The following is a 14,537-nucleotide window of genomic DNA, read 5'->3' as shown; positions in this document are numbered from 1 at the left end:
TTAATTTGTTTGTACGTTCTTTATTACTCTGCGTTCTACAATTGCAAGTCTCGTAAACAGAGCAACCGCGCCTGCTGCAAGCCCGCTAATAAGCCCGATCCAATACCCATAGGCTTGCAAGTCTGTCCAGTTGGCCAATACATAGCCTAATGGCAAACCAATAATCCAATACGAGGCAAATGCAATAATGAACACTGCATTAACATCTTTATAACCGCGAAGTGTACCTTGTACGGGTGCCGCAACCGCATCAGACAGTTGGAAGAATATAGCGTATATAAGGAACGACGATGTAATCTCGCGTACCCCCGCTTCCTTCGTGTACATGCCTGCCACTTCATTATGGAATAAGAACAGGAATACCGCACATAGCAAGGATAAACTCACCGCTGTAAATATACCAAGTCTCGCATAGGTCTTCGCATCCTTGAATCGCTTGGCGCCTACTTCGAAACCAACGAGAATCGTTAATGACATCGCGATGCTCATCGGAAGCATGTATAATAATGAAGCGAAATTGAGTGCCGATTGATGTGCTGCAATTGTTGCCGTGTCATATTCACTCATGAATATGGTTACCATGGAGAATATACTTACTTCAAAGAAAATGGATAGTCCAATTGGCAACCCGATGAGCAGCACTTCTATCCAATGCGTAAGCGATATCCCCTTCCAAGAACGAAACATGCCCATTTCCCGCATACGATCGTTACGGCGCAAAAATGCAAATGCGACGCATGTAATAATGAAATACGTAATTGCTGTTGCGATTCCAGCTCCTGCGCCGCCGAACTGAGGCAGCCCCATTTTTCCGAAAATGAACAAGTAATTCAACAGCACATTAACTGGGAAGGACAGCAGTGTAATAATCATCGTAACCCGAGTTAAGCCAAGCCCATCAATGCTAGCGCGCATTACGGTGTAAAGGAAAGATGGAATGACTCCAAAGCCAATTGCAGTCAAATATTCCCGAGCAACTCGATGGACATCTGTATCCAGCTTCATGAAAGTCAGTATCGGATCAACCGCAAAATACCGATTCCGATGACAGCCGCTCCGAAAATGACAGCTAAATATGCTGCTTGGGTCACACTTGGGGCTATTAACTGCCTGCGTCCTGCTCCCATATGCTGTGCTACGATCGGCGTCACCGCGAGAAATATTCCGCTAAGCCCCGTATATACGGGAACCCAAATACTCGTTGCAATCGCTACTCCCGCTAAATCAGAGGTTCGGTAGTTGCCTGACATTACCGTATCAAAGAACGTCATCAACTGCATCGCTACTTGCGTTACGAATATGGGCAGTAAAATATGAAGCATTTGAATCATTTTTTGCTTTAACGAGTAAGTTTGTTTCATGTCCTCTTATCTCCTTGTCTGCACAACTTTAACCATTGTAGCATCTCTACCCATTAGTTTGAACATATATTTGACTACCGACTTGTTTCTTTACGCAAGAACGCTAGTTCGGTTACAATAGAAGGAGTATGGAAGGAGGTCTCTGCCAAAAATGACGATTCAAAAGACGAGAGACCGTGCTGTGCTTCAGCACAAGCTGCCGTCCCTGCCCTGGTACGTGCAACAATTTATTGAATATAAGATGCCAGATTTATCTCCATCCTCCTTGTTGGAATATGTGCGGGACTACGAAATATTTTTAGGCTGGCTCGTTTCAGAAGGACTTACTGATGCTCATGACCTGAAAGATGTTACGCTGCTGGATTTGGAGTCACTGCGAATGGAGCATATTACTTCGTTCCGCATTTATTTGACGACATACAAGGAAGCGACGAATGCTCGTGTAACCGTATCCCGCAAGCTGTCCTCTCTGCGCTCTCTATTTCACTACTTGAGCCAAATTGCAGAGGATGAGAATTTCTATCCGTTATTAAAACGGAATGTAATGGCCAAAATCGAAATCAAACGTATACATAAACCGAAGGACAGTGCTTCCAAACTCAAGGGAAAGCTGCTTGAAGACAATGAAATCAGCGGCTTTATCCACTATGTGCGGGAAGGATATGCTCAAGATGTCATCAATAATAAGCAAGCCGCTTACGCCCATGCACAAAATGCGGTTCGAGACGCTGCTATCGTCAGTCTGATTCTGAACTCAGGACTGCGGGTCAGCGAAGTCGTCAACCTGAACTTGGACGATGTCGATATGAACAACAAGCTTGTCTACGTGTACCGCAAGGGACATAATGATGAAACGTTCAAGACTCCCGTTTATTACCGCGATAGTGCCAAACAAGATCTGGTCGATTACTTAGCAACCCGTTCTACTCGATACGCAGCGCCTAAAAAAGAAAAGCCTTCTTTCTCGCAATCAAAAATGGAGAAAAGGAAGGCAATCGGATGACAAAGCGCGCCATCCAGCAGATGATCATTAAATATGCAAAGAGATATGGCAAACCTGCCCTAACCGTGCATAAGCTTCGTCACTCCTTTGCTACGGACTATTATTTGCAAAATGATATCTATAAAACAAAAGAACAGCTTGGCCACGCCTCAACTGAAACAACGGAAATTTATGCCCATCTAACCGATAAGACAATGTCTGAGGCCATTGAGCGGCGTCCAAGTGCTGATGAATAACGTATTCAACTATCAAGTTTGTATAAGCTTATAAATGGAACAGACACAAATAGAACCGCTCTGGATTAGAAGAGCGGTTCATTCTTTATTAGCTGCCCTATCGTTTTCGTCGGAAGATGCTTCCCGAACCTGAACGAGTCTTCGGCGGCTTATTCTTCTTTACTTTCGGCGGATTATAACTGCCTCCACTATCCCCTCGTGATATAGAGCCACGCTTGCTATTATCCTTAGGCTGTCTGGAGAAGAACCCTCCACCAGTGTTCGTTGACGTATCTGACGAAGAGCCTCTGCGGAAGATAGAGCCTTTTCGCTCAACCGTCATTGGAGGGGCTTTTTTCTTATCCTCCACCGTAGGCTTCTGATATGATTTCGTCGGTTCGTATGTACGACGATCATTGTAACCTCGGTATTTCCCGGCTCCACTTAATGAATCGAACAGCGTATCAAGCAGCTTGTATTGCAAGTACATTTCCAGGAAGCTGCGGTCATAATTCTGTTTTACATATTCATGTGAATCAACCTCGATGATCGCATCTTCTGGTTTGTCTTTGTCGCGCTGCACCTGTATAAGCTCATCATCATAGACGAGGAACATCCGTTCATCACTCTGCTCCGATGTCTGCTTAGGTGTGCGCTTATCAGCAATTGACTTGACTGCCTCTGGCACGGTCGTATTTTCAGCACGATAAATATAGGAAGTGCTCTTTCCATCACGACTAACCGACTCCAGCGGATACGTTTCTGATACATCATACTGACCGCAGGCGGTCAACAATGGAATAATCAAGCTGAAAATGACTAGCCATTTGATTGAATCCAATCCGAATTTTCGCATAGGCGCCTCTTAAGAACCGCGCAGGATGCGTACGTCGGCAGATATGACGGAATCTCCTTCATACAACTGGAATCGTCCATCCTGCCATTCAATGCGAAGCAGCTTACGATCATCGGCTTGAAATTGCCATACGTACTGCTCCCCAGATACGCCAAATGGCGTTTGTCCTGTACACACAACTCTGCCGTTATATTGGTCTTCCATATAATACCATTTCCCGTCTAACTCAATTTCTGTAGGCACTTCCTCCGCATCGTCTAGACGACCATCAATGGAATCATAGAGACTATAGTAAGCTTTCTCTCTTTGCTCCACGAGTAAATATTTGATTTGTGAGCCATCTCTCAGCGTCAGCCAAGCCGAATTGCGCATGCGCCAATCCGTACGTCCAATGACCTCATAACTGATTAAAGATACTTCACAAATATCGCCAGGTCCGAGCGTGGATGGGGTTTTCTCCGGTTGAGGCGCTTCCGGCTTAGCCATTATATTTTTGATACGTTTCCATATGCTCATGAATGGTGCCTCCTTTCTGTTGCGTTATACACAGGCTGCGATAATTAGCGCGCCGACCACATGAAGCGATCCTGCCACAAGTGCATAGGACATATTTCCTTCCTTCGTTCCGACTTCTAAGTTCATATTGAATACAGAACGGAACAACAAGCGGACAAGAAGCTCTAGAATGAGCAAAATAATAAATGAGAAGAGAGACATCATTAATGCCTCGCCCAAGCTGTAAGCGACGCGAATAGAACTAGACAAAATATAGCCTTGGGAGAACAGCTTCATAATAAAGCGAGTCGTCACCGCTACATTACCTTGTCTCATCTCATGAATATCTTTGTATCCTGTAAAAAAGGAGTCTACAATCATGAGAATGAATAAGAGCACCGCTCCAATGGCTGTCCACACTGCAATTCTCGGGACATTTTCCAGTAAGACAGACCAATTTTCTAATCCGAAACTCAATTCGAATCCTCCTTCACTGCTCCAATAACGAATACCTTCCTAAGCGAAGTTTGTCCAGATTGAGCAGTCTCGTATAAAAGTTTGTTCTCTTCATTGTATCGAATTTATCCTGACATATACCTTGATGGAGAATAAAGAAAGACGCTTGCACATCAGATAACAAGCGTCTTCTATATCCGATTCCGATTATTCGGCAGATTTATCGTACTTCTTCATCAGGGCTGCCAATTCATCCTCGACACCTTTATCCTTTGTCAAGCTCGCGAACTCATCATCCAATGACTTGCTTCCCGCTCCGCGAATTTCATTGCTCGCTTCAGCCTGAGCTTCCATTTGCAGCATTTTGTCTTCCATGCGTTTCAAGCCTGACATAGCAGTATCGGAGCTGAATCCCGCCATCGCTTTGTTGATTTCTGTTTGTGCCTTCGCAGCGTTGATACGAGCAACCAACGTTTCACGCTTGTTTTTCATATCTGTGTATTGCTTGCGCATTTCTTCCAGCTTCGCGCGAAGGGCATCTGCAGAAGCTTTATTTTGATCATAGCTTGCTTTATATTCATTCATTTTCGCTTCAGCAGCTTTTTTCTCTTCCAACGCACGGCGTGCCAATTCAATATTATCAGCTTGAACTGCAATTGCGGCTTGCTCAGCGCGCTTATTCACAAGAGCCTCTTGCTCCTCATAAGATTGTTTGAAGCGTTTCTCGATCGCGATTTGCTGTGCGACTGCGCGTTCTGCTTCTTCCAAATCCTCTTGCATATCGCGCAAATATTGATCCGTCATCTTAATCGGATCTTCCGCCTTTTCAATCAAAGCATAAATATTGGACATCGTTAAATCACGCAAACGTTTAAATACGGACATTGTATATTTCCTCCTTTGAGTTGCATAACCATTGAAACAAAATACGTGTGATTTACTATTATGTTTCATTACACATTCATACGAATCAGTTCTAAAGTTGTTTCAAAAAACAAAAAATCCTATCTCTATTTTATATGGAAAAGTGGAATTTTGTATACACCCATCGCAGCACAACAAAAAGATTCAAAATTGAATGGAAAACAATATAAAAAAGAAGATCAGGAAACCCCGATCTTCTCTCTCAGACGCTCAACTTGCTCTATTTCATTGCAGACAATGTAAGTAAAAATTGCTTCCAAGCGCGATCAACAACAGCTTCAATCTCTGATGTTGTAAGATGATCATAGTGAATGCCTGCACAGACCGTTACCGTTGCTTGCAGTTCCTGTGCAGCCTGTTGAGCCATAGGTTCAGTTAATACATATTCCTTATGACCCGGAACCTTGTTCGTCTGCACCACCCATTCCTGCTGATCCGTCCCCTGCCCCTTGTATGCAGTGGATACGGCACCAATATGCTGATCCCCACCACAAATCGTGAACAGATAATCCCTACCGATTTTTTGGAACTGGATGCTCAGATCTTCCCCCGGCTGTAGCTGATTCATACCAATTCGCGCCCCCTCATTTTAGCCGCTTGAACCTTATCTAATAATACCGCGAATTTCATCCAAACTATGAATGTTCTCCATTTCCATAAAGCTCTGAAGTCCAGCCAAAAGCTCTTCCCCCGCACGCAAATTCATAAAGTTATAAGTACCAACCTGTACGACTTCGGCTCCTGCCATAATAAACTCGATAATATCCGAGGCCGACGCAATTCCACCCATTCCCATAATCGGAATGGACACCTGCTGTGCAACCTGATGAACCATTCGCAGCGCTATTGGCTTAATAGCTGGACCAGACAAGCCCGCATACGTATTTGAAAACATGCTGCGACGCTGATAAATATCTATTTTCATGCCGGAGAACGTATTAACCAAGGAGACGCAGTCGGCTCCCTCATCCTCACACATGACTGCCATTTCTACAATATTTTCTGCGTTTGGAGACAGTTTCACAGCAAGAGGCAACGAGGTAACTTGACGAACCTCGCGAATAACCTCTCTTGCAACTTCAGTTTTAACACCGAAAGCAATTCCGCCTTCTTTTACATTTGGGCATGAAATGTTCAGTTCAATCATATCCACGGCCCGAACTTTTGCTTTTCGGCGCTCCTCAGCATCCTTCGTTATCTTCAGGGCCCCGATTACATATTCTTCAATGTTGCTGCCGCCCAGATTTGCGATTTTAACCGGTTCAATGGTCTCCCAAAATTTCATTTCTTCTGTCAGGAATGCATCGATGCCTGGATTTTCAAGTCCTACACTATTCATCATTCCGCCAGGTGTTTCCCATACTCGGGCACCGTTATTCCCCTTACGTGGATGGAGGGTAAGCCCTTTGCAGGAGATGCCGCCCAGCTTGTTGATATCATACAATTTGGCATATTCTTGTCCAAAGCCAAAAGTCCCCGATGCCATCACAATCGGATTGTTGAACGGAATTCCGGCCACATTACAAGCTAAGTTCCGCATGCCATTCCACCTCCTCCGCTAAAAATACAGGCCCGTCCGCACATACTTTGCGGTTGCCGTTTTTATTCATTACTGTGCACACATAACATGCTCCGATTCCACAAGCCATCCGTTTTTCAAAAGAAACATATACTTTCGTATCCAAGCCTTCTGCTTGTAAAGCGATCGCCTTCATCATACCGAGTGGACCGCAAACAAGCACATTGTCATACTTGCTCAAGTCAATGTCATCAAGCAGATTTCCGTTTACGCGAACCACTAATTCGTTTGCATATGGTTCGTAAACTTCCGTTAAATAAGATTGTCCTCGGAAGCCGAGATAAATATCCGGTTTATCCAGCTGCTTCGCTGTATACAATAAGGGTGCAATGCCTATACCGCCTCCGATTAGCGCAGTTCGTCCTTTAACGTGGGGGAAACCATTGCCGAACGGCCCTTCCAGCTGTATACGGTCTCCTTCACGAAGCTGTGCAAACAATCGTGTGCCTTCTCCTGCAATTTTGTACAGGAATTGAATGCGATCCCGCTCCAGATTACAAATACTGATTGGACGAGACAGAACGGGTGCCATATTCCAGGCTCGCAGCATATAGAATTGTCCCATTCTTGCTTGAAACTGACCCTCCACCGTCATGAGGTAAATGCCTTCAGAGATGCGTTCGTTGGAAAGAATCGTATACACAAGTATGCTCCTTTTTTCACGAGTAAGGATAGTCTGCATCCTTCTCACGTTATTATTGAGACGTGCAGATTCCTGCTCGTAAGAAAAGCCCCACCCTACTGTGGCGGCCCGATATGGCCTATTTAAAGCTTTTCTCACCTTTACAACTCTACTATGCCTGTTCTAAACCTCCCCCTACTGTGACACATATCACAAATCAGTCATCATTATGACAATGGTTTCGCAAATTTTCAGAATATTAGCAAGAAGTTACAAGTCGTGCTTGAAACAGCTGCCTGTACAATGAGATTAATTCCCTGTCACTGTTGAATGATGATTGGGGCATATTTCTTTACCCCCAAGGACATAACAAGAACATTGATGTCTACGGAATGGGGGAATGGCACTATGCGAAATAAACAAATTTGTTTATCTGTATTATCTTTGTGCTTGCTCGCAGTAGCTGGCTGCTTCGCTCGCCAACAGGAAGCGCCATCCATACCCAATCTTCCTCCGATCAAGCCCAATCAAACGCAATCAGAATCAATCCATTCATCAACTGAAAGCCTGTGGACGAAAGATCGCACTCATTCTGTCCCCCGCATTTTCAAGGCTGGATCAGAGACCACCCATTCTCAAAGCTACAATAGCTTACATGGGACAACTGGATTAGAAACGATTCATTTGCCAAAGTTCACCGTTACGACGGAGAAGACAGAACGCAAAGAACTGAAAAAGAAGCAGGCGCAATCTCATTCTAGACAACAAATAGAAAATGATTCGAATGCTCGCAAGCAAACTTGGCAAAAATCGAGCACATCTCAATCTGTAGCACAAACTTCGCAGTCTTCACGTTCTAGCATGCATAAAATGAAGAAACGACAGCTCACAATTGCAGAGCTTAGGGTGAAGTATCCGCATATCTTCAAATTAAATGCAAAGCAACGTCGAGGCGAACGACAAGTTGCCCTTACCTTCGATGACGCACCAGATAATCGAATTACACCGCTTGTCTTGGATATATTGAAGGAGCACAATATACAAGCCACCTTCTTCCTTGTAGGCACTCGTGCCAAGGCATATCCGAAGTTGGTCGAGCGTATGGTTCGCGAAGGCCATATCATCGGCAATCATTCGTACAACCATCCGTTGTTGACGAGGCTCACGCTTCCTGCCTTTGAGCATCAGTTAAAGGATACGGAACGGATTATTGAGCAGTCTATCGGATATAAACCGCGTTATTTCCGTCCGCCATATGGCGAGATAAATGAGGAGCAACTGCGATGGGCAGGAGATAACGGGTACTTGGTCGTCAATTGGGACGTAGATTCAAATGACTGGAGAGGTTTGAGCGCATCACACATATTGCAGAATGTCATGCGTGAAGTTCGTCCAGGCTCCATTATTTTGCAGCATGCAAGCGGTAGCACACAGAATGGGTATTTGCATGGAACCGTAAAGGCACTCCCTTCTATAATTAAGCAGTTAAGAGAGCGGCAATATGAATTCGTTACCTTACCGGATTTACTTCAGGATCAGAAGGAGAAGAAGGAGTAAATAAAACAAGCCCCGCCGAATGGCGAGGCTTGTTATTCAATTGCTGGTATTAAGTATGATCTACTTTATAATAGTAGATATTATTTCAACACGTACACTTTTACGTCTTGCACGCCGAATGTGTTGCCTGTCTGTTTACTTACCGGTACAAAAATGTCAACCTTTTTCCCCTTGATTGCACCGCCGGTATCTGTAGCTACCGCAACCATCCCGCCTGTTGGCAAGTGTTTGAAATCATATCCCGTAATATACAATTTCGTACCCAGTGGAATGACTTTTGGATCCACTGCAACTGTACCAAGTTTCAATGCGTTGCCCAAAGCATCTACCGCACCCCATTTTCCGTTTTCACTCGGATGGGCCGTATATGCTGTAGCACGCATATTCAATGTCTTTTTATATGTTGCTGTACGTCCTGAGGACATTTGAACCACATTTTTAGGAGCAGCCTGTTGAACTGCCTTTTCATTATTTGAAGCCGAAGCCGTCTTCACTGCCTGTCCGTTATTATTTGCTCCACCCAAAGCATTACCGACTGGCATACCTTCCAATACAGACTTTTGAACAACAGGTCCTGGAAGCTCGATGGAAAGACCACCATACAAATTTTTAGGATTGATTGTCGGATTTGCCGACAATACAGATTCAACACTCATGTTGTATTTCTTAGCAATTGAATAAAACGTTTCTCCCTCTATTACCGTATAGGGCTCCGCCTGTGCCGGCAAAATTTGAAGAATGGACGCAAGTCCAAGTAAAGCAGCTGTAATCGTTACTGTAATTCTTTTACGCATGTTTTCCTCCTGTGCATTAGCCTGCGGGGTTAGTTGTCGGATTCGGGTCAAGGAGTTCCCCTACGCTATTCCATTTGCGGAATAAGCGATTCACCCCAAGGTGTTCGGTAAAATATTGAACACCGGTCAATAGTCCCCCGTACGGGTGTGTCGTTTCGGCTCGGATTGCATCATATCACAATTTTGTAACCTGTGCGCAGGAATATGATGGTAAGTTTCTGGAACCCGCGCCCCCCAATGGTTTGAAGCTTCGAAATTTTTTTATTTCATAACAAATTTGTAATCCCAGATGACATTTTTGTAATCTTTATAGACCTATCATAACACATATTTCTGATTTGTAAACGAAAACGCTTTCAAATGGACTTAACAAAAATAGGCACCCCTGATTTGGATGCCTTTGTGATGTAAGCTATTTATAAAACTCTACTTAAGAAATCTTTCGTTCTTGCATGTGCCGGCTGGTTGAAAAGCTGCTGTGGAGAGCCTTCCTCCACAATATTGCCGCCATCCATGAACAGAATCCGATCTCCCACCTCTCTTGCAAAGTTCATTTCATGAGTTACAATGACCATTGTCATTCCTTCTGCAGCTAATGATTTCATAACCTCAAGAACTTCACCAACCATCTCTGGATCTAACGCAGACGTTGGCTCATCGAACAACATTACATGAGGCTGCATAGCAAGCGCACGAGCAATGGCTATACGCTGCTTCTGTCCTCCGGACAGTTGTCTTGGATAAGCATTTGCCTTATCTGCCAGTCCAACCTTGCCAAGCAGTTCAATTGCCAGTTTTTTAGCATCGGCTTCAGGCACACTTTTGACCTTGATCGGTGCAAGTGCAATATTTTGGAGCACAGTCATATGAGGAAATAAGTTGAATGATTGAAAAACCATTCCCATTTTCTCACGTGTCTTATTTATATTATGTGACTTGTCCGTGATGCATTGACCTTCAAATAATATGTCACCTTTGGTTGGTGTTTCCAGCAAATTAATGCAACGAAGGAGCGTACTCTTTCCAGATCCACTTGGACCAATAACTACTACCACTTCACCGCGATCGATTGACAAGTTGACACCCTTTAAAATATCTAATTTACCATACGATTTGTGCAAATTCCGAATCTCAATCATGCTCGCTCAACTTCCTTTCCAAACGTGCTACCACTTTCGATAATGTAAAGGTTAAAATCAGGTAGATACATGCCGCTCCCAGCAGCGGCCCCATAGCCGAATAGATTTTGGCACGGATGATGTTTGTCTCAAACATCAAGTCCGCAATCCCGATCGTACTTACAATCGAAGTTTCCTTAATGATCGTAATAAATTCGTTCCCAATCGCCGGTATAACGTTGCGAAATGCTTGTGGAAGGACGATCAGCCGCATTCCCATCGACTTGGACATGCCGAGTGAACGAGCTGCTTCCAACTGTCCATGGTCAATAGATTGAATGCCTGCTCGGAAGATTTCAGCCAGATACGCTCCACTATTCAAGGAGAGGGCAATTGCCCCAGATGTCAAAGCCGTAAACTCTACACCATATTCCGCGAGACCATAATGAATGATGAATAATTGTACAAGCAGTGGTGTTCCACGGAATACTTCAATATAAGTCACTGCAAACCATTTCAGCGGCTTAATTTTCGACATTCGCATTAGTACAATGGTGACACCCAATAACAGCCCGAATAAGACAGATATCGCGGACAACAGCACCGTAATGCCAGCACCGGATACAAACCCTAATTTATATTTCCATAACATGTCGATCCAATCGAACATGACAACCTACCCCTTCCCTACGCATAACGGCTCATAATCTGTATTTCTTCTATAATAAAGAGAAAACGCCCCTCACTGGTTGGATTCCCAAGAGGAGCGAATACGTCACATACGTAAAAGCATTGACCGTCATTGTTAAGCGACAGCCGCTGTTTTATTGTTGTTCCGCCAGTTGTACCGCTTGTGTAATATATTCGTCCAGTTTCCCCTGCTGCTTCAAGCGTTCAAGCGTCTTATTCACTTCATCGCGCAGCTTCACGCTGCCCTTGCGAACACCGATCACATACCCTTCGCTTGCTGGCTTCAGCTCAACTGGCGCGACAGCAACCTCCTTGCGGTTTGCCGCAAATGCAGCTGCTACAGGCTTCTCAACGACAACCGCTTCTAAGCGATTTGCTTCTAACGCCAGCACGAGATCATTTACTTTATCCAGCATTTCCTTCTTTGCATCTGGAATTTGCTGTATGACATTCTCGAATGTCGATCCGAGCTGTACGCCAACTTTTAGTCCCTTCAAATCCTCAGGTGTCTTGTACTTGTCCTTATCAGCTGCACGTACAATGACTCCAGCTTCCGCCAAATAATAGGGTGTAGAGAATTCCATTGCGTTTTCCCGTTCAGGCGAAGGATCCAACCCCGCGATGGCAATGTCGATCTTGCCTGTTTTTAATTCCTCAGGCAGCGTCGTTAAAGATGTATCCTTAATCTCTAACTCTACGCCCAAATCCTTCGCAATTTCCTTTGCTATCTCAATATCGAATCCGACAATTTGATCCTTGCCGTCTACCGTTTTGCGAAATTCAAATGGTGGATAGTCAGCACTCGTGCCAAGTACCAGTTTCTTATTTTCTTGAACAGTTGCTAGACGGTCTTCTTTAGCACCGCAGCCAACTAATAAGGATAAAATGAGTGTGCATGCCGCAACAATTTTCAGTGATTTCATATCCTTCAACCCCGCTCATCATTTATGTGATTTCCCCGCTCGCAATTGGTGAGGTAACATCATTATACACATATATGCATAGTTATACAACCATTTTTTCGCAGGCTCATTACAACAAAATAGAGTAATAGTGCATAATTCTTTCATTTTATAATACATCGGTCAATTATGGTAATATAGAGGCTACAAATCATTCTTTTTTTGAGTTAGTGGCAAACGGATGGTAATCAAGGTTCGTCCCGGTGAGGATTGAATGACCAGTTGCCCTTCATGGCGCTCCACAATGCTGTAGCAAATGGACAATCCGAGCCCAGTCCCCTTTTCCTTCGTTGTGACAAATGGGGTACCCGCTGTATGCAATACATCTTGTGTAAAGCCAGGACCTTCATCTTCCACCTCTAGAACTACTGTGCCCTCTTCAGAACGAGTCCGAATGGTAAGAACCTGATTTTCATCCATTGCCTCAAGGCCATTACGGATGAGATTGTGCAGAAGCTGCCTAATCTCCTTCTCATCCATTTCCATTTGAGGAACCAGAGCTAGATCCAATCGAATATCCTGGCAGCTCGCGGATGCTGTCGCTTGGACAAGCGGGTATAATTGTCTAATGATTTCATTCATACAATGGGGGCGGAACTGAGCAATCTTATGTTTGGCCAGGGACAAATATTCAGTAATGATCGAATTTGCACGCTCAATTTCCTCCAACATCGTATGAAAGTAAAGATGTTCATTCGCATGCTCCGGTTTATTGCGCAGAAGCTGCAAAAATCCCTTTATAGTCGTTAGCGGGTTCCGTATTTCATGACCGATTGCAGCAGCCATCTCCCCCACAACCTGCAAAGCGCTCATACGCTTTATTTCCTGTTCCATCTTAGCCTTCTGACGCAATGCTTCGCTCATTCGATTCATATCAGAGCCAAGCATGCAAAATTCGTTATTTGAGTCAATGCAAACTGTACCTTCATAGTTCCCGTTTGCAATTCGGTGTGAGGCACTCACTAATTGATCCAGCGGAAATACGATCAGTCTGCGTATCCACCAGTTCATAAGGAAATAAATCGCTACAATAATAACGCTAATCGTGGTCAGTGTGACAATCCATACATGAATAAGTACATTGTTGATTACACTCGCAGGCAGCATAATCATCGCTCTCCAGTTCGCTTCCTCCAGCGTTACAGAACTTACATACATTGAATTTCCATGATAATCATCCAAAATAAAGGCATCCTGTTGATCTCCTAATTTGCGCAGCAAAGAAACTGCATCTTCATTAAGATCCGTGTATATATTGTCATAAACGCTTCTATCTTTGTCTGGGTCGTATAGTAAATCACCTTGAAGGGTAATTAGTAGAATCTTGCTGTTGGGGTGCACACTTAGCTTACTTGCTAACTGCTTCAAATCGCCATACCGTATATCAACTCCGGCTACACCGAGCAGTGTGCCTCTTGAATTGTATATAGGTGTGCTGATGGATATCATTGGTTGGTTGAGATAAGGGTCGATATAAGATGCTGTCAGGTGGGTTCCATTCTTCTTTACGGCACCATGATAATAGTCATATCGCGGATCGTCTCGATACTGGGGCAATGACTCATCCACATGATCTTGTCTATAAAAATTTCGAAGCTGGCCTGCCTCATCGTATCCATACCATGATGCAAATTTGTCTGCCCATCGAGAACTGGATTGCATCGTAAACCAATAGCCAAATAAAAGCTCATTAGGCTGACTCGCATACCATTCCGTCACTTGGTCTAACTTGGCTTTAATACGACTAGAAGTACCGAATATGCCTTGAATGATTCTCGCATAGGTTTCTACCATAAGCTTGTGGTGACGAATGGCCGCTTCAACTTCATTAGCGGCCATTCTAGCTTGGTTCAAATAATTGTTTTGCAGGCTTGTTTCAATGATCGAGCGTATAGCTTCATAGGA

General features: G+C 44.1%; 13 protein-coding genes, 2 pseudogenes and 1 riboswitch. Of the genes and pseudogenes, 2 read left to right on the top strand and 13 right to left on the bottom strand.

Annotated features, from left to right (window positions below):
* Positions 1-1,361 (bottom strand): annotated as a pseudogene (locus PAV_RS22180) (MATE family efflux transporter).
* Between the two features lie 151 nt (positions 1,362-1,512).
* On the opposite strand from PAV_RS22180, the pseudogene xerS reads away from it, so the two are divergent.
* Positions 1,513-2,600 (top strand): annotated as a pseudogene (gene xerS, locus PAV_RS22175) (tyrosine recombinase XerS).
* Positions 2,601-2,697: 97 nt separating this feature from the next.
* Here xerS and PAV_RS22170 read toward each other — a convergent pair.
* The 7 genes from PAV_RS22170 to PAV_RS22140 all read right to left on the bottom strand — a co-directional run bounded on the left by PAV_RS22170 (position 2,698) and on the right by PAV_RS22140 (position 7,532).
* Positions 2,698-3,435, bottom strand: coding sequence for a DUF4247 domain-containing protein (locus PAV_RS22170; RefSeq protein WP_005549982.1), 738 nt, complete (start codon positions 3,433-3,435; stop codon positions 2,698-2,700).
* A 9-nt stretch (positions 3,436-3,444) separates the two neighbouring features.
* Complete coding sequence (locus tag PAV_RS22165; RefSeq protein ID WP_005549980.1) at positions 3,445-3,951, bottom strand: DUF4178 domain-containing protein; 507 nt, start codon at positions 3,949-3,951, stop codon at positions 3,445-3,447.
* Between the two features lie 24 nt (positions 3,952-3,975).
* The gene (locus PAV_RS22160; protein ID WP_005549978.1) at positions 3,976-4,407 is read right to left on the bottom strand and encodes a DUF350 domain-containing protein; all 432 of its coding nucleotides are present in this window, start codon (positions 4,405-4,407) and stop codon (positions 3,976-3,978) included.
* Between the two features lie 186 nt (positions 4,408-4,593).
* Positions 4,594-5,271: a PspA/IM30 family protein gene (locus PAV_RS22155; RefSeq protein WP_005549977.1), complete on the bottom strand. Its 678-nt coding sequence runs from the start codon at positions 5,269-5,271 to the stop codon at positions 4,594-4,596.
* A gap of 259 nt (positions 5,272-5,530) precedes the next feature.
* Positions 5,531-5,878 carry a prenylated flavin chaperone LpdD gene (gene lpdD, locus PAV_RS22150; protein ID WP_005549974.1) on the bottom strand — a complete coding sequence of 116 codons (348 nt, stop codon included), beginning with the start codon at positions 5,876-5,878 and terminating at the stop codon, positions 5,531-5,533.
* Positions 5,879-5,914: 36 nt separating this feature from the next.
* Complete coding sequence (locus PAV_RS22145; protein ID WP_005549973.1) at positions 5,915-6,850, bottom strand: dihydroorotate dehydrogenase; 936 nt, start codon at positions 6,848-6,850, stop codon at positions 5,915-5,917.
* Positions 6,831-7,532 (bottom strand): dihydroorotate dehydrogenase electron transfer subunit, encoded by a 702-nt coding sequence (locus PAV_RS22140; RefSeq protein WP_005549971.1) that lies wholly within the window; start codon positions 7,530-7,532, stop codon positions 6,831-6,833. Before PAV_RS22140 ends, PAV_RS22145 begins: the two co-directional genes overlap by 20 nt.
* Positions 7,533-7,919: 387 nt before the next feature.
* On the opposite strand from PAV_RS22140, the gene PAV_RS33710 reads away from it, so the two are divergent.
* The gene (locus tag PAV_RS33710) at positions 7,920-9,068 is read left to right on the top strand and encodes a polysaccharide deacetylase family protein (RefSeq protein ID WP_005549970.1); all 1,149 of its coding nucleotides are present in this window, start codon (positions 7,920-7,922) and stop codon (positions 9,066-9,068) included.
* Positions 9,069-9,148: 80 nt separating this feature from the next.
* On the opposite strand, the gene PAV_RS22130 is transcribed toward PAV_RS33710, so the two are convergent.
* From PAV_RS22130 to PAV_RS32590, 5 genes are all read right to left on the bottom strand, one after another.
* Positions 9,149-9,862 (bottom strand): 3D domain-containing protein, encoded by a 714-nt coding sequence (locus tag PAV_RS22130; protein WP_005549969.1) that lies wholly within the window; start codon positions 9,860-9,862, stop codon positions 9,149-9,151.
* Positions 9,863-9,864: 2 nt separating this feature from the next.
* A riboswitch (cyclic di-AMP (ydaO/yuaA leader) is annotated at positions 9,865-10,033 on the bottom strand.
* A gap of 245 nt (positions 10,034-10,278) precedes the next feature.
* On the bottom strand, positions 10,279-11,001 hold the full coding sequence (locus tag PAV_RS22125) for an amino acid ABC transporter ATP-binding protein (RefSeq protein WP_005549967.1): 723 nt from the start codon (positions 10,999-11,001) through the stop codon (positions 10,279-10,281).
* Positions 10,994-11,650 carry an amino acid ABC transporter permease gene (locus tag PAV_RS22120; protein ID WP_005549965.1) on the bottom strand — a complete coding sequence of 219 codons (657 nt, stop codon included), beginning with the start codon at positions 11,648-11,650 and terminating at the stop codon, positions 10,994-10,996. Before PAV_RS22120 ends, PAV_RS22125 begins: the two co-directional genes overlap by 8 nt.
* 154 nt (positions 11,651-11,804) lie before the next feature.
* A complete protein-coding gene (locus PAV_RS22115; RefSeq protein WP_005549963.1) occupies positions 11,805-12,593 on the bottom strand; it encodes a transporter substrate-binding domain-containing protein in 789 nt (262 codons plus the stop codon).
* A 183-nt stretch (positions 12,594-12,776) separates the two neighbouring features.
* Complete coding sequence (locus PAV_RS32590) at positions 12,777-14,486, bottom strand: sensor histidine kinase (RefSeq protein WP_238555886.1); 1,710 nt, start codon at positions 14,484-14,486, stop codon at positions 12,777-12,779.
* Between the last annotated feature and the right edge of the window lie 51 nt (positions 14,487-14,537).

The organism is Paenibacillus alvei DSM 29 (genome assembly GCF_000293805.1).
Taxonomy (GTDB): Bacteria; Bacillota; Bacilli; order Paenibacillales; family Paenibacillaceae; genus Paenibacillus_B; species Paenibacillus_B alvei.
The sequence above is the reverse complement of the archived record's forward strand: the minus strand, read 5'-3'. Positions and strand labels throughout refer to the sequence as shown.

Excerpts from the sequence above, each read along its gene's own strand:
- PAV_RS22125 (WP_005549967.1), bottom strand. The coding sequence starts at position 11,001 with ATGATTGAGATTCGGAATTTGCACAAATCGTATGGTAAATTAGATATT.
- PAV_RS22155 (WP_005549977.1), bottom strand. The coding sequence starts at position 5,271 with ATGTCCGTATTTAAACGTTTGCGTGATTTAACGATGTCCAATATTTAT.
- PAV_RS22165 (WP_005549980.1), bottom strand. The coding sequence starts at position 3,951 with ATGAGCATATGGAAACGTATCAAAAATATAATGGCTAAGCCGGAAGCG.
- PAV_RS22145 (WP_005549973.1), bottom strand. The coding sequence starts at position 6,850 with ATGCGGAACTTAGCTTGTAATGTGGCCGGAATTCCGTTCAACAATCCG.
- lpdD (WP_005549974.1), bottom strand. The coding sequence starts at position 5,878 with ATGAATCAGCTACAGCCGGGGGAAGATCTGAGCATCCAGTTCCAAAAA.
- PAV_RS22130 (WP_005549969.1), bottom strand. The coding sequence starts at position 9,862 with ATGCGTAAAAGAATTACAGTAACGATTACAGCTGCTTTACTTGGACTT.
- PAV_RS33710 (WP_005549970.1), top strand. The coding sequence starts at position 7,920 with ATGCGAAATAAACAAATTTGTTTATCTGTATTATCTTTGTGCTTGCTC.
- PAV_RS22115 (WP_005549963.1), bottom strand. The coding sequence starts at position 12,593 with ATGAAATCACTGAAAATTGTTGCGGCATGCACACTCATTTTATCCTTA.
- PAV_RS22120 (WP_005549965.1), bottom strand. The coding sequence starts at position 11,650 with ATGTTCGATTGGATCGACATGTTATGGAAATATAAATTAGGGTTTGTA.
- PAV_RS22170 (WP_005549982.1), bottom strand. The coding sequence starts at position 3,435 with ATGCGAAAATTCGGATTGGATTCAATCAAATGGCTAGTCATTTTCAGC.